18 protein-coding genes and 1 pseudogene are annotated in these 22,879 nt (G+C 53.2%); 14 read left to right on the forward strand and 5 right to left on the reverse strand.

Going from position 1 to position 22,879, the window contains the following annotated elements; all coding sequences use genetic code 11:
• Nucleotides 1-28 precede the first annotated feature (28 nt).
• Nucleotides 29-550: an anti-virulence regulator CigR family protein gene (locus tag AAIR21_RS08580; protein ID WP_020884824.1), complete on the forward strand. Its 522-nt coding sequence runs from the start codon at nt 29-31 to the stop codon at nt 548-550.
• 34 nt (nt 551-584) lie between these two features.
• On the opposite strand, the gene pflA is transcribed toward AAIR21_RS08580, so the two are convergent.
• The 4 genes from pflA to ycaO form a co-directional block, all read right to left on the reverse strand.
• Nucleotides 585-1,325: a pyruvate formate lyase 1-activating protein gene (gene pflA / locus AAIR21_RS08585; protein WP_020884823.1), complete on the reverse strand. Its 741-nt coding sequence runs from the start codon at nt 1,323-1,325 to the stop codon at nt 585-587.
• Nucleotides 1,326-1,529: 204 nt separating this feature from the next.
• Nucleotides 1,530-3,812 carry a formate C-acetyltransferase gene (pflB, locus tag AAIR21_RS08590; RefSeq protein ID WP_014169380.1) on the reverse strand — a complete coding sequence of 761 codons (2,283 nt, stop codon included), beginning with the start codon at nt 3,810-3,812 and terminating at the stop codon, nt 1,530-1,532.
• Nucleotides 3,813-3,863: 51 nt separating this feature from the next.
• Entirely contained in the window at nt 3,864-4,721 is an 858-nt protein-coding gene (gene focA / locus AAIR21_RS08595) for a formate transporter FocA (protein WP_025204555.1), read from the reverse strand.
• A gap of 406 nt (nt 4,722-5,127) precedes the next feature.
• Complete coding sequence (gene ycaO, locus AAIR21_RS08600) at nt 5,128-6,888, reverse strand: 30S ribosomal protein S12 methylthiotransferase accessory factor YcaO (protein WP_032677795.1); 1,761 nt, start codon at nt 6,886-6,888, stop codon at nt 5,128-5,130.
• 127 nt (nt 6,889-7,015) lie between these two features.
• On the opposite strand from ycaO, the gene AAIR21_RS08605 reads away from it, so the two are divergent.
• The 13 genes and pseudogenes from AAIR21_RS08605 (at nt 7,016) to AAIR21_RS08665 (ending at nt 22,000) form a co-directional block, all read left to right on the forward strand.
• A complete protein-coding gene (locus AAIR21_RS08605) occupies nt 7,016-7,708 on the forward strand; it encodes a DUF421 domain-containing protein (RefSeq protein WP_020884820.1) in 693 nt (230 codons plus the stop codon).
• 162 nt (nt 7,709-7,870) lie between these two features.
• Nucleotides 7,871-8,959, forward strand: coding sequence for a 3-phosphoserine/phosphohydroxythreonine transaminase (serC, locus tag AAIR21_RS08610; protein WP_434680683.1), 1,089 nt, complete (start codon nt 7,871-7,873; stop codon nt 8,957-8,959).
• Between the two features lie 69 nt (nt 8,960-9,028).
• Nucleotides 9,029-10,312, forward strand: coding sequence for a 3-phosphoshikimate 1-carboxyvinyltransferase (gene aroA, locus AAIR21_RS08615; protein ID WP_113656730.1), 1,284 nt, complete (start codon nt 9,029-9,031; stop codon nt 10,310-10,312).
• 253 nt (nt 10,313-10,565) lie between these two features.
• The gene (gene cmk / locus AAIR21_RS08620) at nt 10,566-11,249 is read left to right on the forward strand and encodes a (d)CMP kinase (RefSeq protein WP_014169386.1); all 684 of its coding nucleotides are present in this window, start codon (nt 10,566-10,568) and stop codon (nt 11,247-11,249) included.
• Between the two features lie 110 nt (nt 11,250-11,359).
• A complete protein-coding gene (gene rpsA / locus AAIR21_RS08625) occupies nt 11,360-13,033 on the forward strand; it encodes a 30S ribosomal protein S1 (protein WP_014169387.1) in 1,674 nt (557 codons plus the stop codon).
• A 171-nt stretch (nt 13,034-13,204) separates the two neighbouring features.
• On the forward strand, nt 13,205-13,492 hold the full coding sequence (gene ihfB, locus AAIR21_RS08630) for an integration host factor subunit beta (protein ID WP_008499965.1): 288 nt from the start codon (nt 13,205-13,207) through the stop codon (nt 13,490-13,492).
• A gap of 215 nt (nt 13,493-13,707) precedes the next feature.
• Nucleotides 13,708-15,961: pseudogene (locus AAIR21_RS08635) on the forward strand (ComEC family protein).
• Between the two features lie 36 nt (nt 15,962-15,997).
• Nucleotides 15,998-17,746 (forward strand): lipid A ABC transporter ATP-binding protein/permease MsbA, encoded by a 1,749-nt coding sequence (gene msbA / locus AAIR21_RS08640; protein WP_020884816.1) that lies wholly within the window; start codon nt 15,998-16,000, stop codon nt 17,744-17,746.
• Entirely contained in the window at nt 17,743-18,720 is a 978-nt protein-coding gene (gene lpxK, locus AAIR21_RS08645; protein WP_020884815.1) for a tetraacyldisaccharide 4'-kinase, read from the forward strand. The genes msbA and lpxK overlap by 4 nt, the downstream gene beginning before the upstream one ends.
• A gap of 44 nt (nt 18,721-18,764) precedes the next feature.
• Nucleotides 18,765-19,994: a winged helix-turn-helix domain-containing protein gene (locus AAIR21_RS08650; protein ID WP_020884814.1), complete on the forward strand. Its 1,230-nt coding sequence runs from the start codon at nt 18,765-18,767 to the stop codon at nt 19,992-19,994.
• A gap of 45 nt (nt 19,995-20,039) precedes the next feature.
• Complete coding sequence (gene ycaR / locus AAIR21_RS08655; RefSeq protein WP_183516500.1) at nt 20,040-20,222, forward strand: protein YcaR; 183 nt, start codon at nt 20,040-20,042, stop codon at nt 20,220-20,222.
• Nucleotides 20,219-20,965 carry a 3-deoxy-manno-octulosonate cytidylyltransferase gene (gene kdsB / locus AAIR21_RS08660; protein WP_014169394.1) on the forward strand — a complete coding sequence of 249 codons (747 nt, stop codon included), beginning with the start codon at nt 20,219-20,221 and terminating at the stop codon, nt 20,963-20,965. Before ycaR ends, kdsB begins: the two co-directional genes overlap by 4 nt.
• Before the next feature lie 141 nt (nt 20,966-21,106).
• Entirely contained in the window at nt 21,107-22,000 is an 894-nt protein-coding gene (locus tag AAIR21_RS08665) for a YcbJ family phosphotransferase (RefSeq protein WP_014169395.1), read from the forward strand.
• Here AAIR21_RS08665 and elyC read toward each other — a convergent pair.
• On the reverse strand, nt 21,977-22,756 hold the full coding sequence (gene elyC / locus AAIR21_RS08670) for an envelope biogenesis factor ElyC (RefSeq protein WP_020884813.1): 780 nt from the start codon (nt 22,754-22,756) through the stop codon (nt 21,977-21,979). The two genes, AAIR21_RS08665 and elyC, sit on opposite strands and share 24 nt — an antisense overlap.
• Between the last annotated feature and the right edge of the window lie 123 nt (nt 22,757-22,879).

Here is a 22,879-nt window from a genome sequence, read left to right on the forward strand (position 1 = left end):
TGAGTTCTATCACTAAAAGGCAACAATCATGTCTACTCGTCGTTTTACCACTACCGCTCTGGCAGTAGTGTTGTCTTTAACATTTGCTGCAGCTCCGGTCATGGCTAACCCGGGTAACGGGAATGGCAGTGGTCACGGGAACAGTGGCGGACAAGGTAATGGCGGCAGTCACGGCAATTCCGGTAGTCATGGCAACGGAAATTCCGGTACCCACGGTAATAAACAAAATAACGGTCAGGAAAATCCAGGTAAATCGAATAAAAGCGTCAGTGACGATGTCGACGCCCGTGTGAGCTTCGATCATGCCCGTCACCTGGCACTCAATTACGGCTTAACAGGTTATGAGTCACTGCCTCCGGGTATTGCGAAAAACCTCGCACGCGGTAAACCGCTCCCTCCGGGCATTGCGAAGAAAACCGTGCCGGCTTCTATGCTGGGCCAGCTTCCTTCCTATCCTGGCTATGAATGGCGTGTCGTCGGTGACGATCTGGTCTTAATTGCGCTGAGTACTGCGGTTGTGACCACCATTATTAATGGCGTCTTCAGATAATATAAAAAAGGCCCGGTTCTCACCGGGCCTTTTCTTAATACATTACCTTGTGGCCGTACTGTTCAAGAATACCTTTCACGCGTTCCATCGTCTCTTTCTTCGGCGGCTTAACGCCATCGAGTTTATATTCTTCACCCATGGCGACCCACTTGTGTTTACCCAGTTCGTGGTAGGGCAGAAGCTCAATTTTCTCAACGTTGCCCATATCGCGGGTAAATTCTCCCAGCCGATGCGCGGAATCGTCATCATCTGACCAGCCAGGTACAACAACATAGCGGATCCAGGTTTTGATGCCTTTCCCGGAGATGTATTTGGCAAACTCCAGCGTACGGTGGTTGGAAACCCCCACCAGATTCTGGTGGATCTCATCGTTCATCTGTTTGAGATCGAGCATCACCAGGTCGGTGACGTCGAGCAGTTCATCAATGACCGGATCGTAGCGGCGGACAAAACCGTTTGTATCGAGACAGGTATGAATGCCTTCTTTGCGGCAGGCGCGGAACCAGTCGCGCACGAATTCGGCCTGCAGAATGGCTTCACCGCCGGAAGCGGTTACGCCGCCGCCGGATGCGTTCATAAAGTGACGATAGGTCACCACCTCTTTCATCAGTTCTTCGACGGTCACTTCTTTGCCGCCGTGCGTATCCCAGGTGTCACGGTTATGGCAGTACAGGCAGCGCATCAGGCAGCCCTGGAAAAAGGTGATAAAGCGGATACCCGGGCCATCGACAGTGCCACAGGATTCAAAGGAGTGAATGCGACCAATAATTGACATTGCGGTGATATCTCCAGCATCGGCCCGTCCGGGGCCTGTGTATGCACAGCTCAAAACCGGCTGTGTTTAAGTCTGTTTTGGCTGTTATCCATAGAGTATAGATAGCGGACAAAAGAGACTGTGATGGAGAGAGTGTTAAAAAGGCCCCACGTATGTGGAGCCTTTATTGTACGCCTTTTAACGCGTGATTTCAGTCAATTCCACTTACATGGACTGAGTGAAAGTACGGGTGATAACGTCCTGCTGCTGTTCTTTCGTCAGGGAGTTAAAACGTACTGCGTAGCCGGATACACGGATGGTCAGCTGAGGATATTTCTCAGGGTGTTCCATCGCATCAAGCAGCATTTCACGGTTCATTACGTTCACGTTCAGGTGCTGACCACCTTCAATGGACGCTTCGTGGTGGAAGTAACCATCCATCAGACCCGCGAGGTTAGTTTTACGTACTTCGTCGTCTTTACCCAGCGCATTTGGCACGATAGAGAAGGTGTAAGAGATACCATCTTTCGCGTAAGCAAACGGCAGTTTAGCGACGGAGGTCAGAGAGGCAACAGCACCTTTCTGGTCACGACCGTGCATTGGGTTAGCACCAGGACCGAATGGCGCACCCGCGCGACGACCGTCCGGAGTGTTACCGGTTTTCTTACCATACACAACGTTAGACGTGATGGTCAGAACAGACTGAGTCGGGATAGCGTTACGGTAAGTGGTCAGTTTCTGAATTTTCTTCATGAAACGTTCAACCAGGTCAACCGCCATGTCATCAACGCGAGAGTCGTTGTTACCAAACTGCGGATATTCGCCTTCGATTTCGAAGTCAACAGCCAGACCGTCTTCGTCACGAATTGGTTTAACTTTCGCATATTTGATTGCAGACAGGGAGTCAGCCGCAACGGACAGACCTGCGATACCACACGCCATGGTGCGGATAACGTCACGGTCGTGCAGCGCCATCAGAGAGGCTTCGTAGCTGTACTTGTCGTGCATGTAGTGGATAACGTTCAGGGCAGTGACGTACTGTTTAGCCAGCCAGTCCATGAAGTGATCCATACGCTCCATGACTTCATCGAAGTTCAGAACGTCGCCTTTGATTGGTTCAGACTTAGGACCAACCTGCATTTTCAGTTTTTCATCAACGCCGCCGTTGATTGCGTACAGCATGGTTTTCGCCAGGTTTGCACGCGCACCGAAGAACTGCATTTGTTTACCAACAACCATTGGGCTTACGCAGCATGCGATAGCATAGTCATCGTTGTTGAAGTCCGGACGCATCAGGTCATCGTTCTCGTACTGCAGAGAAGAGGTGTCGATGGACACTTTAGCGGCGAATTTCTTGAAGTTCAGAGGCAGTTTTTCAGACCACAGAACGGTGATGTTCGGCTCCGGAGAAGGACCCATGGTGTACAGGGTGTTCAGGAAGCGGAAGCTGTTTTTGGTAACCAGAGTACGGCCATCAACACCCATACCACCGATAGATTCCGTTGCCCAGATTGGGTCACCAGAGAACAGCTCATCGTATTCAGGGGTACGCAGGAAGCGAACCATACGCAGTTTCATGACCAGGTGGTCAATCATTTCCTGAGCGTCTTGCTCGGTGATTTTGCCCGCTTTCATATCACGTTCGATGTAAGCATCCAGGAAGGTGGATACACGACCGAAGGACATTGCTGCACCGTTCTGAGACTTAACAGCGGCCAGGTAGCCGAAGTAGGTCCACTGGATAGCTTCCTGAGCGTTGGTTGCAGGACCAGAGATATCGCAGCCATATTTAGCCGCCATTTCTTTGATCTGACCCAGCGCGCGATGCTGTTCAGCGATTTCTTCACGCAGACGAATAGTCGCTTCCAGGTTTACACCGTTTTCCAGATCAGACTGCAGGGAAACAAACTGCGCGTATTTGTCTTTCATCAGGAAGTCGATACCGTACAGCGCAACGCGACGGTAGTCACCGATGATACGGCCACGGCCATAGGCATCTGGCAGACCAGTCAGAACGCCAGATTTACGGCAGTTCAGAATGTCTTTGGTGTAAACATCGAATACACCCTGGTTGTGGGTTTTGCGGTATTCGGTGAAGATTTTTTTCAGCATTGGGTCCAGCTCGCGGTTATACGCTTTGCAGGAACCTTCAACCATTTTGATACCACCGAACGGGATGATCGCACGTTTCAGTGGTGCTTCAGTCTGCAGACCAACGATTTTCTCAAGGGCTTTGTTAATGTAGCCAGCATCGTGAGAAGTGATGGTAGAAGCAACGGAGGTGTCAAAATCAACTGGCGCGTGAGTGCGGTTTTCCAGTTTTACGCCTTCCATTACGCTGTCCCACAGCTTGGTGGTCGCGTCAGTTGCACCAGCCAGGAAGGATTCGTCACCTTCATACGGGGTATAGTTTTTCTGAATGAAGTCACGTACGTTTACTTCATTCTGCCAGTCACCTTTCGCAAAACCTTCCCAGGCTGTGGCTAACTTTTCATTAAGCTCGGACATGTAACACCTACCTTCTTAAGTGGATTTTTTATTTACTGCCTGAGATAACCATCAATGATGGTCGTCGCCACGCAGGTAAATGACCCAGTATGTCAACCCAACTAACAGACCCCCACCGATAATGTTCCCGATAGTGACAGGGATCAGGTTATCAGTAATGAAATTCATAATAGTCAGGTGAGAGAAACTTTCCGGGGTTGAACCAACAGCAGTCCAGAACTCCGGGCTTGCAAAGTTGCGGATTACAATTCCCATTGGGATCATAAACATGTTCGCAATACTGTGCTCGAAGCCGCTGGCAACAAACATCGCAACCGGCAGAACCATAATCATGGCTTTATCCATCAGGCTACGACCCGAGTAGCTCATCCAGACAGCCAGGCATACCATCAGGTTAGCGAGGATGCCGAGAGCAACGGCTTCGATAAATGTGTGGTGCATTTTGTGGTCTGCGGTCTGCAGGACGTTGAGTCCCCAGCCACCGTTGGCGGTCATATACTCGCCAGAGAGCCACATCAACAGAACAAAGAGCAGACAGCCAATCAGGTTGCCAACATAGACATTAAGCCAGTTGCGCGCCAGTTGACCCCAGGTAATTCTTCCGCTGGCTTTTGCCACGACAATCAACACTGTAGAAGTGAAGAGGTCGGCGCCGCAGATGACGCAAAGAATCAGTCCCAGTGAGAAGCAAATACCGCCAATCAGTTTCGCCATGCCGAAAGGCATCGCGGCAGTACCGGTGGTGGCAGTGATGTAGAAGACAAACGCGATAGAGATGAACACACCAGCCGTGATCGCCAGATAGAACGTCTTCATCGGGTGTTTCGTTGCTTTATAGACACCCGCTTCTTCGGCAACTTTGGCCATAGCAGCTGGGAGTAAAAGATCAAAAGGGTTGTCAGCTTTCACACTAACTCTCTCTTTATTAAGTCGGCGACGAGATACTAACAAAGCATTATAGAAGAGAAATTGATATAGATCATATCTCGCCTGGCTTATAGGCCCGCAATGTGTATGGATTTACAGCAAAAGCGGAGTAAGTATTTGATTATCCGTATAAAAATAAATTTTAAAAGTTATGAAAAGAGTTGAATTATTTCTTTCGGCCACCTCTGCAACAGTTAATTAATATGGAGTAATTACCATAAAAAGTAACAGTAAAGTCCAGGTAAATATTATTATATTTACCCATATTTAACTTTATTATTACAATCAACAGTCATTGCCGAAAAAAATAAAAAACGGGGCAATGAAATTGCCCCGTAATATAGCCCAGACGATTGAATACGCCTACAGCTGATAATGTTATATGCGCTTATTTTGACCAGTAAGCGGATTTCGCCTTCTGCAATTTTTCATACGCTTTCAGCAGAGACTGATGTGCCGGGAAGGCTTTCAGGTCGCTATCCACAGCCTGAAGACCATAGAACGGCGCTTCACCGCTCAGTGCTGCGCTGGCGGCTTCAACGGCGTCAGCACCGTACATGCGAACAAACGCATTCAGGTATTGCAGCGGCTGACGATCTTCTTCCTGCGCGAGAAGCAGCAGGGTTTGCAGGCAGCGATAGTAGTTAGTGCGCTCGGCAGAGAAGACAGACTGGTTAAACTCCATAGTCCACTCGGTCCAGGCCAGAGCCTGATCCAGATCGCCACCAGCCAGTGCCAGCATTGCTTTCAGCTCACCAATACGCAGGGTATACCAGCCGTTATCTTTACCGGTCGCCAGACCCAGCAGCTCGCGTACGCGGGTGAAGTCATCATGGCCTTCTTCGTCCAGTTGCGCGATCAGGTTCAGGTAATCTTCTTTTTCCCATTCGCTGCCCGGCAAGGCCAGCAGGGTTTCACGCAGGTGCGCGCCCATGCTGTTGTTCGCCAGCCACAGGTCTTCTGCCGGATAGATGTCGGACATGCCCGGCACCAGAATGCGGCAGGCGTACACGCCAAGGTGTTCGTAGTCAGCGATGTAGACTTCTTTATCTTCCGCCTTAAAGATAGCCATCAGCGTGGCGAACTCTTCTTCGGTGGTACCTGCAAAGCTCCAGTCGACGAACGGATAGTCCGCGTCCTGCTTAAACAGATCCCAGGAGATCAAACCGCTGGAGTCGATGAAGTGGGTTTCAAGGTTGGTGTGCTCGGCCACTTCTTCATCGTCAAAGGTCGGTGGCGTAAACACGTCCAGATCTTTCAGGCCACGGCCCTGCAGTAATTCGGTGACGGTACGCTCCAGCGCCACGCCAAAGTCAGGGTGCGCGCCGAAGGAGGCGAAGCAGGTTCCGTTTTCAGGGTTAAACAGCACCACACAGATAACCGGGTATTTACCGCCCAGTGAGCCGTCATAGGCAAAGATTGGGAAACCTTCCGCTTCCAGCCTGGCGATGGATTCCACCACGCCCGGGTAGCGCGCCAGCACGTCAGCCGGAATTTCAGGCAGGCTGATGGATTCGGCAATGATGCGGTTTTTAATGTGGCGTTCGAAGACTTCAGACAGCCCCTGTACGCGCGCTTCATTACGGGTATTACCGGCAGACATACCGTTGGACACATACAGGTTGCCAACGATGTTCATCGGGATATAGACGGTCTGCTCATCAGACTGACGCGTGAACGGCAGGGCGCAGATACCACGATCCTCATTGCCGGACTGCAGATCGATCAGCATGCTGGCGGTCAGTTCGTTTTCCGGATCGTAGAACGCACGCAGACGCGCGTCGAGAATGCCTTCCGGCAGCGCGTCGTCTTCAGGCAGCGGGAACCATTTTTCGTTCGGATAGTGCACAAACGGGCCGTTGGCGATGGTTTCACCCAGCCAGAAATCGGCGAAGAAATAGTTGGTCGACAGACGTTCAAAATACTCACCCAGCGCAGAGGCCAGTGCCGCTTTTTTTGTCGCGCCTTTACCATTGGTAAAGCACAGGGCACACTCTTTATCGCGAATATGCACGGACCAGACATGAGGCACCGGGTTGAGCCAGGAGGCTTCTTCGATATTAAAGCCCAGGTCGGTCAGTTTCTGCTGGAAGCGAGCGATGGAATCTTCCAGAGCGGCGTCTTTGCCGGGGATAAACGTTTGAGTCATGGCGTTCACTTTTATCGTACGTAAAGCGCGCAATGATACGGGTTTTGCGTGACAGGTGCTATCTTCGGCGAAAATAAAAGACTCGACTATGCTTACAGACAGTAACTTACTGTTAAGGCATAGAAAAATGAAAGCATTTGATCTCCAGCGGATGGCGTTTGATAAAGTTCCTCCCGAATTTTTGGGCGAAGTGGCCCTGCGCAGCCTGTATACCTTTGTATTGGTCTTTCTGTTTCTCAAAATCACCGGGCGGCGTGGCGTCCGGCAGATGTCCCTCTTTGAGGTGCTGATTATTCTGACGCTGGGTTCAGCGGCGGGGGATGTTGCCTTTTACGACGATGTGCCGATGGTGCCGGTCTTTATCGTTTTTGTCTCACTGGCGCTACTTTACCGGCTTGTCATGTGGCTGATGTCGAAAAGTGAAAAGCTGGAAGATCTTCTCGAAGGGAAGCCGGTGGTTATCGTCGAGAACGGGCGGCTGGCCTGGGAAAATGTACAGAGTGCCAACATGACCGAGTTCGAGTTTTTTATGGAACTGCGTCTGAATAGCGTTGAACAACTCGGGCAGGTGCGGCTGGCAATCATGGAAACGAACGGGCAAATCAGCGTCTATTACTATGCTGACGACGAGGTGAAGCCGGGGCTCTGTATTCTGCCGGATATGCTTATTGAGCGTTTCACGACCGTGCCTGAGTCAGGCGAATATGCCTGTATAAGATGTAGCCATGTTGTGGCGATGCAGCCGGGCGATCATCAATTATGTCCCCGCTGTACAAATCCGGAATGGACGAAGGTTAGCCGGGCCAAACGCCTTACCTGACAGCCATATTGTCGGTTTTGCCGCAGAGAGGTGGCAGATTGTATTGTGTGACGCGGGACACATTTCACCGGTCATAAGTTTTAGACATTGCGGCGCGTGTCACTGAATGATAAAACCGATATCCACAGTTATAACTTATTGCTTTTAGCGTGGTGAGGGGAAATGGCTCAAGTCTTTAATTTCAGTTCAGGTCCGGCGATGTTGCCGGCAGACGTGCTTAAACAGGCTCAACAGGAACTTTGTGACTGGAACGGTCTGGGTACGTCGGTGATGGAAATCAGCCACCGTGGTAAAGAGTTTATTCAGGTGGCGGAAGAGGCAGAAAAGGATTTTCGCGATCTGCTGAACATTCCCTCAAACTACAAAGTTTTGTTCTGCCACGGCGGTGGCCGCGGTCAGTTTGCTGGCGTCCCGCTGAATATCCTCGGCGACAAAACCACGGCAGACTACGTTGATGCGGGTTACTGGGCGGCAAGTGCGGTTAAAGAAGCCAGAAAGTACTGCTCGCCAAATGTTATCGACGCCAAAATTACCGTTGATGGCCTGCGTGCCGTGAAGCCGATGAGCGAATGGCAGCTCTCTGATAACGCTGCGTACCTGCACTATTGCCCAAATGAAACCATCGACGGGATTGCCATCGACGAGACCCCGAACTTCGGTAAAGACGTCGTGGTTGCAGCCGATTTCTCCTCTACCATTTTGTCCGCGCCAATTGACGTCAGCCGTTACGGTGTTATCTATGCGGGTGCGCAGAAAAATATCGGCCCGGCGGGTTTGACGATCGTCATCGTGCGCGAAGATTTGCTGGGTAAAGCCCATCAGTCTTGCCCGTCTATTCTGGATTATACGGTCCTCAACGATAACGACTCCATGTTCAACACCCCCCCTACGTTTGCCTGGTACCTCTCTGGCCTGGTCTTTAAATGGCTCAAGCAAAACGGCGGCGTGGCGCAGATGGACAAAATCAATCAGCAGAAAGCCGACCTGCTGTATGGCGTGATCGATAAGAGCGATTTCTACCGTAACGATGTCTCGAAAGCTAATCGTTCTCGTATGAATGTGCCGTTCCAGCTGGCGGACAGCAACCTGGATAAAGTCTTCCTTGAAGAGTCCTTCGCTGCAGGCCTGCATGCGCTGAAAGGCCACCGTGTTGTAGGCGGTATGCGTGCCTCTATCTATAACGCGATGCCGCTGGAAGGGGTTAAAACCCTGACCGATTTCATGATCGACTTCGAACGTCGCCACGGTTAATTACGCTGTTTTTCACCCCCGTAGCCCTGCTGCGGGGTTTTTATTATGTTGAGTTGAGAGTTAAGTTTCATGGAATCCCTGACGTTACAACCTATCGCGCGGGTAGATGGCACCATTAATCTGCCTGGTTCAAAAAGTGTCTCGAACCGCGCTCTGCTGCTGGCAGCTCTGGCAAACGGCACCACCGTCCTCACAAACCTGCTGGACAGCGATGATGTGCGCCATATGCTCAATGCGCTGAAAGCGTTGGGAGTTCATTACACGCTGTCTGACGACCGCACCCGCTGTGAAGTGACCGGCAACGGCGGCGCGTTACGCTCGGCTGAAGAGCGTGAACTGTTTCTGGGTAATGCGGGGACGGCGATGCGCCCGCTGGCGGCGGCCCTGTGCCTGGGCAGCAACAATATTGTGCTGACCGGTGAGCCACGCATGAAAGAGCGTCCCATTGGTCATCTGGTGGATGCCCTTCGTCAGGGCGGCGCGCAAATTGAGTATCTGGAGCAGGAAAATTACCCGCCTCTGCGTCTGCGCGGTGGTTTCAATGGCGGTAACGTCGACGTGGATGGCAGCGTCTCCAGCCAGTTCCTGACGGCTCTGCTGATGACTGCGCCGCTGGCACCACAGGATACGGTCATCACCATCAAAGGCGACCTGGTCTCTAAACCGTACATTGATATTACGCTGCACCTGATGAAAACCTTCGGTGTTGAGGTGGAGAACCGCGCTTATCAGCAATTCGTGGTTCGCGGTGCGCAGCAGTACCAGTCTCCGGGTCATTACCTTGTGGAAGGCGATGCTTCGTCTGCCTCCTATTTCCTGGCGGCAGGGGCGATTAAGGGCGGTACGGTGAAAGTGACCGGCATTGGCCGTAACAGCGTTCAGGGCGATATCCATTTTGCTGACGTGCTGGAAAAAATGGGCGCCACGATTACCTGGGGCGATGATTTCATCTCCTGCACCCATGGTGAGCTGAACGCTATCGATATGGACATGAACCATATCCCGGATGCGGCGATGACCATTGCCACGGCGGCGCTCTTCGCAAAAGGCACCACGACGCTGCGTAACATTTACAACTGGCGCGTAAAAGAGACTGACCGTCTGTTCGCGATGGCGACCGAACTGCGTAAAGTGGGCGCCGAAGTGGAGGAGGGCGAAGACTACATCCGCGTCACGCCTCCGGCAAAACTGCAGTTTGCGGAAATCGGCACCTATAACGATCACCGCATGGCAATGTGCTTCTCGCTGGTGGCGCTCTCCGATACGCCGGTGACCATTCTCGACCCGAAATGTACGGCGAAAACCTTCCCGGACTACTTCGAGCAATTGGCGCGTATCAGTACCCCTGCCTGATTTGCCTTCGCGCCAGCCTCTGTGCTGGCGCGCTTACACCGTTCCCACTCATTGACGTGATGATCTACACTTCTGAAGATGTGCGCCTGCCGCCGGCAAGCAACGCGAACGATGTAGAAGTATCATTGCGCAATAATTCTTCATCTAAATACCTGTAATTCGCGTTTTTGCACACAACGTTAACGATTGTGGGCATTGGCGCGTATAATGCGCGGCGTTTACGTTAACGGTATGCCTGTTTAAGGAGATAAAGATGACGGCAATTGCCCCGGTCATAACCATTGATGGCCCAAGCGGTGCAGGAAAGGGCACCTTGTGCAAGGCAATGGCGGAAGCATTGCAATGGCATCTGCTGGACTCTGGTGCTATTTACCGCGTGTTAGCGCTTGCGGCGCTGCATCACCATGTTGATGTGGCCTCCGAAGACGCGCTGGTTCCGCTGGCTACCCATCTTGATGTTCGCTTTATCTCTACCAACGGAAATCTGGAAGTGATTCTCGAAGGTGAAGATGTCAGCGGTGAAATTCGGACTCAGGACGTGGCGAATGCCGCGTCACAGGTTGCCGCTTTCCCGCGCGTGCGTGAAGCACTGCTGCGCCGTCAACGCGCCTTCCGCGAACTGCCTGGCCTGATCGCTGACGGGCGTGACATGGGAACCGTTGTCTTCCCTGATGCGCCGGTGAAAATTTTCCTCGACGCCTCCTCGGAAGAACGGGCTCAACGCCGCATGCTTCAGTTGCAGGAAAAGGGGTTTAGTGTTAACTTTGATCGCCTTTTGTCCGAGATAAAAGAGCGCGATGACCGCGATCGTAACCGCGCCGTCGCCCCACTTGTTCCTGCAGAAGATGCATTAGTTCTGGATTCAACCAGTTTAACTATTGAGCAAGTGATTGAAAAAGCGCTACAATATGCGCGCCAAAAACTGGCACTCGCGTAATTGCGACCGATTTAGCAGTACCCCCGCTGCAATGGATTGACGGCGGGTATGTGAAACAACCCCATCCGGCACGGAGCCAGGTGGACGTTATATTAACCTGAAGATTAAACATGACTGAATCTTTTGCTCAACTATTTGAAGAATCCTTAAAAACAATCGAAACCCGTCCGGGTTCCATCGTTCGTGGTGTTGTTGTTGCTATCGACAAAGACGTAGTACTGGTTGACGCCGGTCTGAAATCTGAGTCCGCCATTCCGGCAGAGCAGTTCAAAAACGCCCAGGGCGAGCTGGAAATCCAGGTTGGTGACGAAGTTGACGTTGCTCTGGATGCAGTAGAAGACGGCTTCGGCGAAACCCTGCTTTCCCGTGAAAAAGCTAAACGTCACGAAGCTTGGATCACGCTGGAAAAAGCTTACGAAGAAGCTGAAACTGTGGTCGGTGTTATCAACGGCAAAGTTAAAGGTGGCTTCACTGTTGAGCTGAATGGTATTCGTGCGTTCCTGCCAGGTTCTCTGGTAGACGTTCGTCCAGTCCGTGACACCCTGCACCTCGAAGGCAAAGAGCTTGAGTTCAAAGTAATCAAGCTGGACCAGAAGCGTAACAACGTTGTTGTATCCCGTCGTGCCGTTATCGAATCCGAAAACAGCGCAGAACGCGATCAGCTGCTGGAAAACCTGCAGGAAGGCATGGAAGTCAAAGGTATCGTTAAGAACCTCACTGACTACGGCGCATTCGTTGACCTGGGCGGCGTTGATGGCCTGCTGCACATCACCGACATGGCGTGGAAACGCGTTAAGCACCCAAGCGAAATCGTGAACGTGGGCGACGAAATCACTGTTAAAGTGCTGAAGTTCGACCGCGAGCGTACTCGTGTATCCCTCGGCCTGAAACAGCTGGGCGAAGATCCATGGGTAGCTATCGCTAAGCGTTACCCAGAAGGTACTAAACTGACTGGTCGCGTTACCAACCTGACTGACTACGGCTGCTTCGTTGAAATCGAAGAAGGCGTTGAAGGCCTGGTGCACGTTTCCGAAATGGACTGGACCAACAAAAACATCCACCCATCCAAAGTTGTTAACGTTGGTGATGTAGTGGAAGTTATGGTTCTGGATATCGACGAAGAACGTCGTCGTATCTCCCTGGGCCTGAAACAGTGCAAAAACAACCCATGGCAGCAGTTCGCGGAAACCCACAACAAGGGTGACCGTGTTGAAGGTAAAATCAAGTCTATCACTGACTTCGGTATCTTCATCGGCCTGGACGGCGGCATCGATGGCCTGGTTCACCTGTCTGACATCTCCTGGAACGTTGCAGGCGAAGAAGCAGTTCGTGAATACAAAAAAGGCGACGAAATCGCTGCAGTTGTTCTGCAGGTTGACGCAGAGCGTGAACGTATCTCCCTGGGCGTTAAACAGCTCGCAGAAGATCCGTTCAACAACTGGGTTGCACTGAACAAGAAAGGCGCAATCGTAAACGGTAAAGTCACTGCAGTTGACGCTAAAGGCGCAACCGTAGAACTGGCTGACGGCGTTGAAGGTTACCTGCGCGCTTCTGAAGCTTCACGTGACCGCGTTGAAGATGCGACTCTGGTTCTGAACGTTGGTGACGACGTTGAAGCTAAGTTCACCGGTGTTGACCGTAAGAACCGTGCAATCAGCCTGTCTGTTCGTGCTAAAGACGAAGCTGATGAGAAAGATGCAATCGCCACTGTTAACAAACAGGAAGATGCAAACTTCTCTAACAACGCAATGGCTGAAGCTTTCAAAGCAGCTAAAGGCGAGTAATATCAGGTTGTCCGCATCATTTTGAGCTATAACGCATTTACAGCGAGAAGGATGAGGAGCAAACTTGACAGATTAGAGGATTCGTCCTGTAATCAATAACAAAGGGCGGCTACGGCCGCCCTTGTTTAATGAGCTGTTCAGCTAATTGGTTTGAAAGGAACCGGAGGAATCATGACCAAGTCAGAATTGATTGAAAGACTTGCCAGTCAGCAACCGCATATCCCTGCGAAAGCAGTGGAGGATGCCGTAAAAGAGATGCTGGAGCATATGGCCTCCACTCTTGCCCAGGGCGAGCGCATTGAAATCCGCGGTTTCGGTAGTTTTTCTCTGCACTATCGTGCTCCACGTACCGGGCGTAACCCGAAAACTGGCGATAAAGTCGAACTGGAAGGTAAGTACGTTCCACACTTTAAGCCGGGTAAAGAACTGCGCGATCGCGCCAACATTTACGGCAACTGAGTTTAGCCATCAGCGCTAAACTGGGTTCGAAAGAAAGCACCTGCGGGTGCTTTTTTTGTGCCTGTCGCTTTTATTCTGAAGATGCCGCGCAATTTTCCTTTTGTTTTCTGCAAACGGATAAAAATGCTTCAGCGCCCGCTGTAAACCGCGTTTCTTCTGGCTGACGACTCACCCTGCATGCTTCCATACTGTCACCCTCAAACAGGGAGGTAGTAATGGGCATTCCCGCGATAAGTCTTTGCGCCATTCTGGCGATCATGCCGTTACTCTGGTTACCCGTCCTGCCTGAACGTCATACCGTGTGGGTAATGATAGCCGGTGGGATAGCGCTGGCCGCCCAGCGACACAACGTCCTGAAGTATATGGGGATCATGGTGTTATTTTGTGTCTGGGGTCTTCTTGCTGCGCAGGAAAGCGTCTGGCCGATGCAACATTTAACGACGGGAGCAGTGCAGGCAGAGATAGAAATCACGGCCACTGATGGTGCAACAATGCATCAGGGCAACATTCTGCGTATCGATGGTCAGCGCTGGTGGGCATCCACGGGCGTGACGCTGTATGGCAATTACCTGCCGCAAAAGGTATGTGCCGGTCAGCGCTGGGCTATGTCGCTCAGGCTCCGGCCTGTGCATGGCGAGCTAAACGACGGGGGATATGATCCCCAGCGAAGCGCCTTTGCCCGGCACCAGACGCTCAGCGGACGTTTTACGCAGGCGAAAATCGTCGATGAAAACTGCAGCTTGCGTGCTCAGTACCTGATGTCACTGCAACACCGGCTTTCTGCTTTTCACTGGGGCGCGGTTATGCTTGGGCTGGGGATGGGAGAACGTCTGGAGGTGCCCCGGGAAATTAAAGATCTGATGCGCGACACCGGCACGCTGCACCTGATGGCAATTTCGGGTCTGCATATTGCGCTGGCCGCATCCATCATCTGGTTACTTGCGCGTGGGCTTCAGTTCTTGATGCCGGGCCACTGGATCCACTGGCAGATTCCTCTCCTGGCCGGGTTGCTCTTTGCCGCTTTCTACGCCTGGCTTACCGGGCTGCAACCGCCCGCATTGCGAACGGTTATCGCACTTGCCGTGCTGGCGGCATTGCGCATTGGCGCCCGTCAGTGGTCTCCCTGGCAGGTGTGGTGTTGCTGTATCGCGGCAATCCTGATAAGCGATCCCTTAGCCGTGCTTTCTCAAAGTCTGGCCCTTTCAGCGTTTGCCGTCGCCGCGCTGATTTTCTGGTTTCAGTGGCTGCCTCTTCCCCGCGGGCACCGGGTTCGCTGGTTACAGCCTCTGGTGAATCTGCTCTATCTGCAAACTGGCATGTTGCTTCTGCTCATGCCATTACAGGTGCTGATTTTTCATGGATTCAGCCTCTCTTCCCTGGTGGCTAATCTCTTTGCCGTCCCCCTGGTCACTTTTGTCTGCGTACCGCTGATCCTTTCCGGAATGTTGCTTCATCTGTTGCCGCTGACGGCGCTGGAAAGTGCCCTCTGGTTTGCAGCCGATAAATCCCTGGGGGGGTTGTTCTGGATGCTGATGCGCTTGCCGGATGGCTGGCAGAATGTAGATGAACGGTGGCAATACCTGACGTTATTGCCCTGGCTTGCCATTATTGGCTGGCGCTTTCATGCCTGGAAATCCGTTCCTGCCGTTTGTCTGGCAGGGAGTGTCTTACTGGCATTTCCACTCTGGCGAACGGTGAGAAGTGAGGGCTGGACACTGCATATGCTGGATGTTGGGCAGGGACTGGCAATGGTCATTGAACGCCACGGTAAAGCCCTTCTTTATGATACCGGGCTCGCCTGGCCGGGTGGTGATAGCGCCCGGCAGTTAATCATTCCGTGGCTACGCTGGCACCATTTGCAACCAGAAGGCGTCATCCTCAGTCATGAGCATCTCGACCATGCGGGCGGCCTGGCGACGCTGCAAAAAACATGGCCCACGTTATGGATAAGAAGCCCGTTAGGCCGGGCGGAACATCGGCCTTGTTTTCGCGGGCAGAGATGGATGTGGGAAGGGTTAACCTTCACCGTCCACTGGCCACCTGAGGGCTATTCCGAAAGGGGGAACAATCGCTCCTGCGTGGTAAAAATCGACGATGGTGAGCAGAGTGCGTTGCTTACGGGGGATATTGAAGCGCCAGCGGAACAGACTATGCTTAGCCATTACTGGCGTCATCTGACGTCCACTGTAATACAGGTACCCCATCATGGCAGCAATACGTCTTCATCATTGCCACTGGTACAGCGGGTAGAGGGGAGATTCTGCGGCCCGCTATAACGCATGGCATTTTCCGTCGGCAAAAGTTATCAGACGTTATCGAAAAGAGGGCTATATCTGGCACGATACCCCCCATTCTGGACAAATATCGGTGACATTCTCGCAACATCGATGGCAAATACAGCGCGTACGTGATGAATATTTACCGCGTTGGTATCATCAGTGGTTTGGCGCGCCCGGAGATAACGGGTAGAATATGCGGCTATTTCAACAGATGCTGGTTTTTTGAATGCATAACGACAAAGATCTCTCCACGTGGCAAACCTTCCGCCGACTCTGGCCGATGATTGCACCTTTTAAAGCAGGCTTGATCGTGGCGGGTGTAGCGTTAGTTCTCAACGCAGCCAGCGATACGTTTATGTTATCGCTTCTCAAACCGTTACTGGATGACGGTTTTGGTAAAACAGATCGCTCAGTGCTGATATGGATGCCACTGGTGGTTATTGGACTGATGATCTTACGCGGTATCACCAGCTACATTTCGAGCTACTGTATCTCCTGGGTTTCCGGGAAAGTCGTTATGACCATGCGCCGTCGGCTGTTTGGCCACATGATGGGCATGCCAGTAGCGTTCTTTGATAAGCAGTCTACCGGTACCTTGCTGTCACGTATTACCTACGACTCCGAGCAGGTGGCATCATCGTCGTCCAACGCGCTGATTACCGTGGTGCGTGAAGGTGCATCGATTATCGGTCTGTTCATCATGATGTTCTATTACAGCTGGCAGCTGTCACTGATCCTTATCGTGCTGGCACCGGTTGTCTCTATTGCTATTCGCGTCGTTTCAAAGCGTTTTCGCAACATCAGTAAGAATATGCAGAACACGATGGGCCAGGTTACGACCAGCGCTGAGCAGATGCTGAAAGGGCATAAAGAGGTGTTGATTTTCGGCGGGCAGGAAGTCGAAACCAAACGCTTTGATAAAGTCAGCAACAAAATGCGTCTGCAGGGGATGAAAATGGTTTCGGCCTCTTCAATTTCTGACCCTATCATCCAGCTGATCGCTTCTCTGGCGCTGGCCTTTGTTCTGTATGCGGCCAGCTTCCCGAGCGTGATGGAGACGCTGACGGCAGGTACCATCACCGTGGTCTTCTCATCGATGATTGCCCTGATGCGTCCGCTGAAATCACTGACGAACGTCAACGCTCAGTTCCAGCGCGGGATGGCTGCCTGCCAGACCCTGTTCAGCATTCTGGATACCGAACAGGAGAAAGATGAAGGTAAACGCGAGATTGAACGCGCCCACGGCGATGTTGAATTCCGCAATGTGACTTTCACCTATCCTGGCCGCGAAACGCCGGCTTTGCGTAATATCAACCTGTCCATTCCCGCGGGTAAAACCGTTGCGCTGGTAGGCCGCTCCGGCTCAGGTAAATCCACCATCGCCAGCCTGATCACCCGTTTCTATGATATCGACGAGGGTGAAATCCTGTTGGATGGCCATGACCTGCGGGAGTATACCCTGCAGTCGCTGCGTAACCAGGTGGCGCTGGTCTCCCAGAATGTGCATCTCTTCAACGATACTGTGGCAAATAACATTGCCTATGCGCGTACAGAAGAGTACAGCCGTGCGGAGATTGAAAAGGCCGCTCGTATGGCCTATGCGATGGACTTTATCAACAAGATGGATAACGGTCTGGATACCATTATCGGTGAGAACGGTGTACTGCTCTCCGGTGGCCAGCGCCAGCGTATCGCCATTGCTCGTGCGCTGTTGCGTGATAGCCCGATTCTGATTCTGGATGAAGCAACCTCTGCGCTGGATACGGAATCTGAACGTGCCATTCAGTCTGCGCTGGATGAGCTGCAAAAGAACCGTACGTCGCTGGTGATTGCGCACCGTCTGTCGACTATCGAGCAGGCTGACGAAATCGTTGTTGTTGAAGATGGCGTGATTGTCGAACGCGGAAGCCACTCTGATTTGCTGGCGCACCGCGGCGTTTACGCCCAACTGCATAAGATGCAATTCGGCGAATGATTGCACGCATCTGGTCCGGTGAATCACCGCTGTGGCTGCTGCTTCTGCCGCTTTCCTGGCTTTATGGCCTGGTGAGCGGCGTCATTCGTCTGCTTTACCGTCTGGGGTTGAAGCAAGCATGGCGCGCGCCGGTGCCGGTTGTCGTGGTGGGTAACCTGACGGCTGGCGGCAACGGTAAAACACCGGTGGTGATCTGGCTGGTGGAGCAACTGCAAAAACGCGGTATACGCCCAGGCGTGGTATCGCGTGGATATGGCGGAAAAGCGGCGCAGTATCCCCTGTTGTTGACCGCGGAAACTACGACCGCTGAAGCGGGTGATGAGCCAGTATTGATATACCAGCGTACAGGTGCACCTGTTGCGGTTTCCCCGGTACGCAGTGATGCCGTTCAGGCACTTCTTGCCGAACACACGGTAGACATTATTATTACTGACGATGGTCTGCAGCATTACGCGCTGGCGCGTGATAAAGAGATTGTGGTCATTGACGGGGTTCGCCGGTTCGGTAACGGCTGGTGGCTACCCGCCGGACCAATGCGCGAACGTGCTTCGCGTCTCAGGTCCGTTGATGCGGTGATTGTTAACGGTGGAGAGGCCAAACCGGGTGAGATCCCTATGCATCTCAGGCCGGGAATGGCGGTGAATCTATTGACCGGAGAGCGCCGTACTGTCTCGTTGTTACCCGCGCTGGTGGCCATGGCGGGTATCGGTCATCCTCCGCGTTTCTTCGCGACGCTGGAACAGTGTGGTGCCCGGCTTGAAAAACGCGTTCCGCTGGCCGATCATCAGGCGCTGGTGCCAGATCAGGTCGCGGCTCTGACTGCTCCGGGGCAGACGCTAATCATGACTGAAAAAGATGCGGTGAAATGCCGTGCCTTTGCGAAGGATAACTGGTGGTATCTGCCGGTTGACGCTGAACTCAGCGGTGAGCAACCGGAACAATTGCTCAAGGAACTGATTGCGTTAGTGCAGTAATGGCTTACGCGGTTCTGGTGGCGCTTTGACTGACAGGAAAACGCATGTCTTTACCGCAACTCTCGCTTTCAGCCGCACGTCATTTGCACCTTGCCGCACAGGGGCTGCTCAAAAAGCCCCGCCGCCGCGCGCAGCCCGCCGATATTCTCTCTACCGTTCAGCGCATGTCGCTCCTTCAAATTGACACCATTAATATCGTGGCCCGTAGCCCTTACCTTGTGCTGTTTAGTCGACTGGGGAATTATCCGCCTCAGTGGCTGGATGACGCGCTCAGTAAGGGGGACTTAATGGAGTACTGGGCGCACGAGGCCTGTTTCCTGCCGCGCAGCGATTTTGCCCTGGTTCGCCATCGCATGCTGGCCCCCGAAAAGATGGGCTGGAAATACCGCCAGGAATGGATGCAGGAGCACGCGACTGAAATTGCACAGCTTATCGAGCATATTCAGCAAAACGGTCCTGTACGTTCCGCCGATTTTGAACATCCGAGAAAAGGGACCAGCGGCTGGTGGGAGTGGAAGCCGCACAAACGCCACCTTGAAGGACTGTTTACGTCCGGCAAAGTCATGGTGATTGAACGGCGTAATTTTCAGCGCGTGTATGACCTGACGCACCGCGTGATGCCCCACTGGGACGATGAGCGTGACTTACTCACCCAGGAGGCAGCGGAAGCCATCATGCTGGAAAACAGCGCCCGCAGTCTGGGCATTTTCCGGCCGCAGTGGCTGGCGGATTACTATCGCCTTCGCCAGCCGGCCCTGAAACCGCTGCTGGAAATGTGGCAGCGTGAACATCGTGTTATCCCCGTCACGGTAGAAACCCTCGGGGACATGTGGCTGCATTCGGATCTCCTCCCGCTCTTACCCCAGGCTCTGGACAGTAAGCTTCAGGCAACCCACAGCGCGGTGTTATCGCCTTTCGATCCGGTCGTGTGGGACAGAAAACGGGCCGAACAGCTGTTTAATTTCAGCTATCGGCTTGAGTGTTACACCCCCGCGCCAAAGCGTCAGTACGGCTACTTTGTGTTGCCTCTGCTGCACAAAGGGCAACTGGTCGGTCGAATGGACGCTAAAATGCACCGCAAAACCGGCACGCTGGAGATTATCGCGCTCTATCTTGAAGAGGGGATCCAGACCACAGCGGCGCTGGAAAAAGGATTAACCTCCGCCATTAGCGAATTCGCATGCTGGCAGGGGGCCCACGACGTGGCGCTGGGTCGGGTGCCTGACGGGTTGTTTAGCACCTGTCGACGTGGCTGGGAAACAGACACTCCCTGAAAAAGGAATGTGTTAAGCTTTAGCGATTACCCATACGGAGGAACTATGGATCACCGTTTACTTGAAATTATTGCCTGCCCGGTGTGCAACGGCAAACTTTATTACAGCCAGGACAAACAAGAGCTGATTTGCAAGCTGGACAGTCTGGCATTCCCGCTGCGCGACAGTATTCCGGTATTGCTGGAAAACGAAGCCCGCTCCCTGGTGGCAGAAGAGAGCAAACCATGAGTTTTGTTGTCATTATTCCTGCGCGTTATGCATCAACCCGTCTGCCGGGTAAACCGCTGGTGGATATCAACGGCAAACCGATGATTGTGCATGTCCTTGAACGTGCGCGTGAGTCCGGTGCTGAGCGCGTTATCGTGGCAACCGATCATCCGGACGTTGCCCGTGCGGTTGAGGCGGCTGGCGGAGAAGTGTGCATGACCCGCGCCGATCACCAGTCCGGCACAGAGCGGCTGGCAGAAGTGGTTGAGAAATGCGGTTTTAGTGATGATACGGTCATCGTTAACGTGCAGGGCGACGAGCCGATGATCCCGGCGGTCATTATTCGCCAGGTGGCGGAAAACCTGGCGCAGCGCCAGGTCGGTATGGCTACGCTCGCGGTACCTGTGCTCCACGCTGAAGAGGCGTTTAATCCGAACGCGGTGAAAGTGGTGATGGATGCCGAGGGCTATGCGCTCTACTTCTCTCGCGCCACTATTCCCTGGGATCGTGATCGTTTTGCGGTTTCAAAAGAGACCATTGGTGATTCATTCCTGCGTCATCTGGGGATCTACGGCTACCGCGCTGGCTTTATTCGTCGTTATGTCACCTGGGCACCCAGCCCGCTGGAGCATATCGAAATGCTGGAGCAGCTCCGCGTGCTCTGGTACGGGGAAAAAATCCACGTTGCCGTTGCGCAGGAAGTGCCAGGTACGGGTGTTGACACCCCGGAAGATCTTGAGCGCGTCCGCGCCGAATTGCGTTAATAGCGCCCGCATCCCTCCTTACGGGGGGATGTTCTCTCCCGGTTATTTTCCCTTTCTTTTCCATAATTGATCTCTGTCGGGTGACATCTTCTGTCCGCGCGCTCATTATAAAAGCAGTAGTCTTAATGGGGGTAATCTCATATGGAACAGCTGCGTGCTGAACTGAGCCATCTGCTGGGTGAGAAGTTAAGCAGGGTTGAGTGTGTGAACGAAAAAGCAGATACCGCACTCTGGTCGTTATATGACAGCCAGGGAAACCCAATGCCGCTGATGGCCCGAAGTTTTACCTCGCCGGGCGTTGCCAGGCAGTTGGCCTGGAAAATGTCGATGCTTGCGCGACAAGGGACCGTCCGCATGCCGACGGTGTATGGCGTGATGACGCATGAAGAACACCCCGGCCCCGATGTCCTGCTGATTGAGCGGTTACGTGGCGTGCCTGTGGAAGCGCCTGCTCGTTCACCGGAACGCTGGGAACAGCTGAAAGATCAGATTGTCGAGGCGCTACTGGGCTGGCACAGACAAGACAGCGGTGGGCTCGTCGGGCCGGTAGACAGCACCCAGGAAAACCTGTGGCCACTGTGGTACCGCCAGCGGGTCGAAGTGTTGTGGGGCACCCTTAACCAGTTTAATAACACCGGTTTGACCATGCAGGACAAACGTATTTTGTTCCGCACCCGGGAGTGTTTGCCCGCGCTGTTTGACGGCTTTAACGACAACTGCGTGCTGGTTCACGGCAATTTTACCCTGCGCAGCATGCTGAAAGACCCTCGCAGCGACCAGCTTCTGGCAATGGTAGGGCCGGGAATCATGCTCTGGGCACCGCGCGAGTACGAGTTGTTCAGGCTCAGCGACAGCGGGGCCGCAGAGGGGTTACTCTGGCATTATCTCCAGCGCGCGCCGGTTGCAGAAGCGTTTCTCTGGCGCCGCTGGCTCTATCTGCTCTGGGATGAAGTGGCGCAACTGGTCAATACTGGCCGTTTTAATCGCGCCAACTTCGATCTCGCCACGAAATCACTCCTGCCCTGGCTCGCCTGACGCGCCTTTTAGCCATTGCCAGAGGCGTCCAAGCGTTTCGTAACCGACACGATCGCTGTGCATCAGCCATACCGGGGACGGGATCGCCCGTTCCCATGGGTTAAGCGGCGCGTCGATGGCCATCTGGTTAGCCGGCGCGGGGAGGGGATGCAGGCCAACTCTTTCGAAGAAAATCATCGCCCGCGGCAGGTGCGAGGCGGACGTAACCAGCAGGAACGGGGCATCGCCAATCGCCTGCTTCACGGCAGCAGCTTCTTCTTCGGTGTCTTTTGGGCTGTCCAGCGTGATAATAGCGGAACGCGGTACACCCAGCGATTCAGCCACTCTGGCTCCGGCTTCGGCCGTGCTGACCGGGTTTGTTTTTGCCGCCGCACCGGTAAAGATCATTTTCGATCCCGGATTCGCCAGCCACAGGCGAATACCTTCGTTCAGTCGAGGCAGGCTGTTGTTAATCAGGTTTGAACTGGGCGCCCAGTTCGGATCCCAGGTGTAACCCCCACCCAGCACCACGATATACTTCACCTCCTGATGACCCTGCCATGTCGGGTACCTGTTTTCGACAGGACGTAACAGGCTATCCGCGACCGGCTGCAGACTCAGCAGCAGCAGGACCAGCCAGCCGACGGTAATAAGCGTTTTGCCACTTTTCTGAAAGCGACTAAACCACACCAGCGCCAGCCCCAGCGCAATGATGATAAGCAGCAGTGGAAGGGGAAGCATCATCCCCCCAATGTATTTCTTCAGGGTAAAAAGCATCCTTTTTGGTTCCTTTTTTAACCATATAGCAGGTGATTACTCGTGATATTACACCAGAGAGGTTCATTCTCCGCGCGGGTGTGACAAAATAGCGGTTTTGCAGTTAGCGAGTGGAACTCTCCC

It is taken from the genome of Enterobacter sp. PTB, assembly GCF_051130085.1.
GTDB lineage: Bacteria > Pseudomonadota > Gammaproteobacteria > Enterobacterales > Enterobacteriaceae > Enterobacter > Enterobacter ludwigii.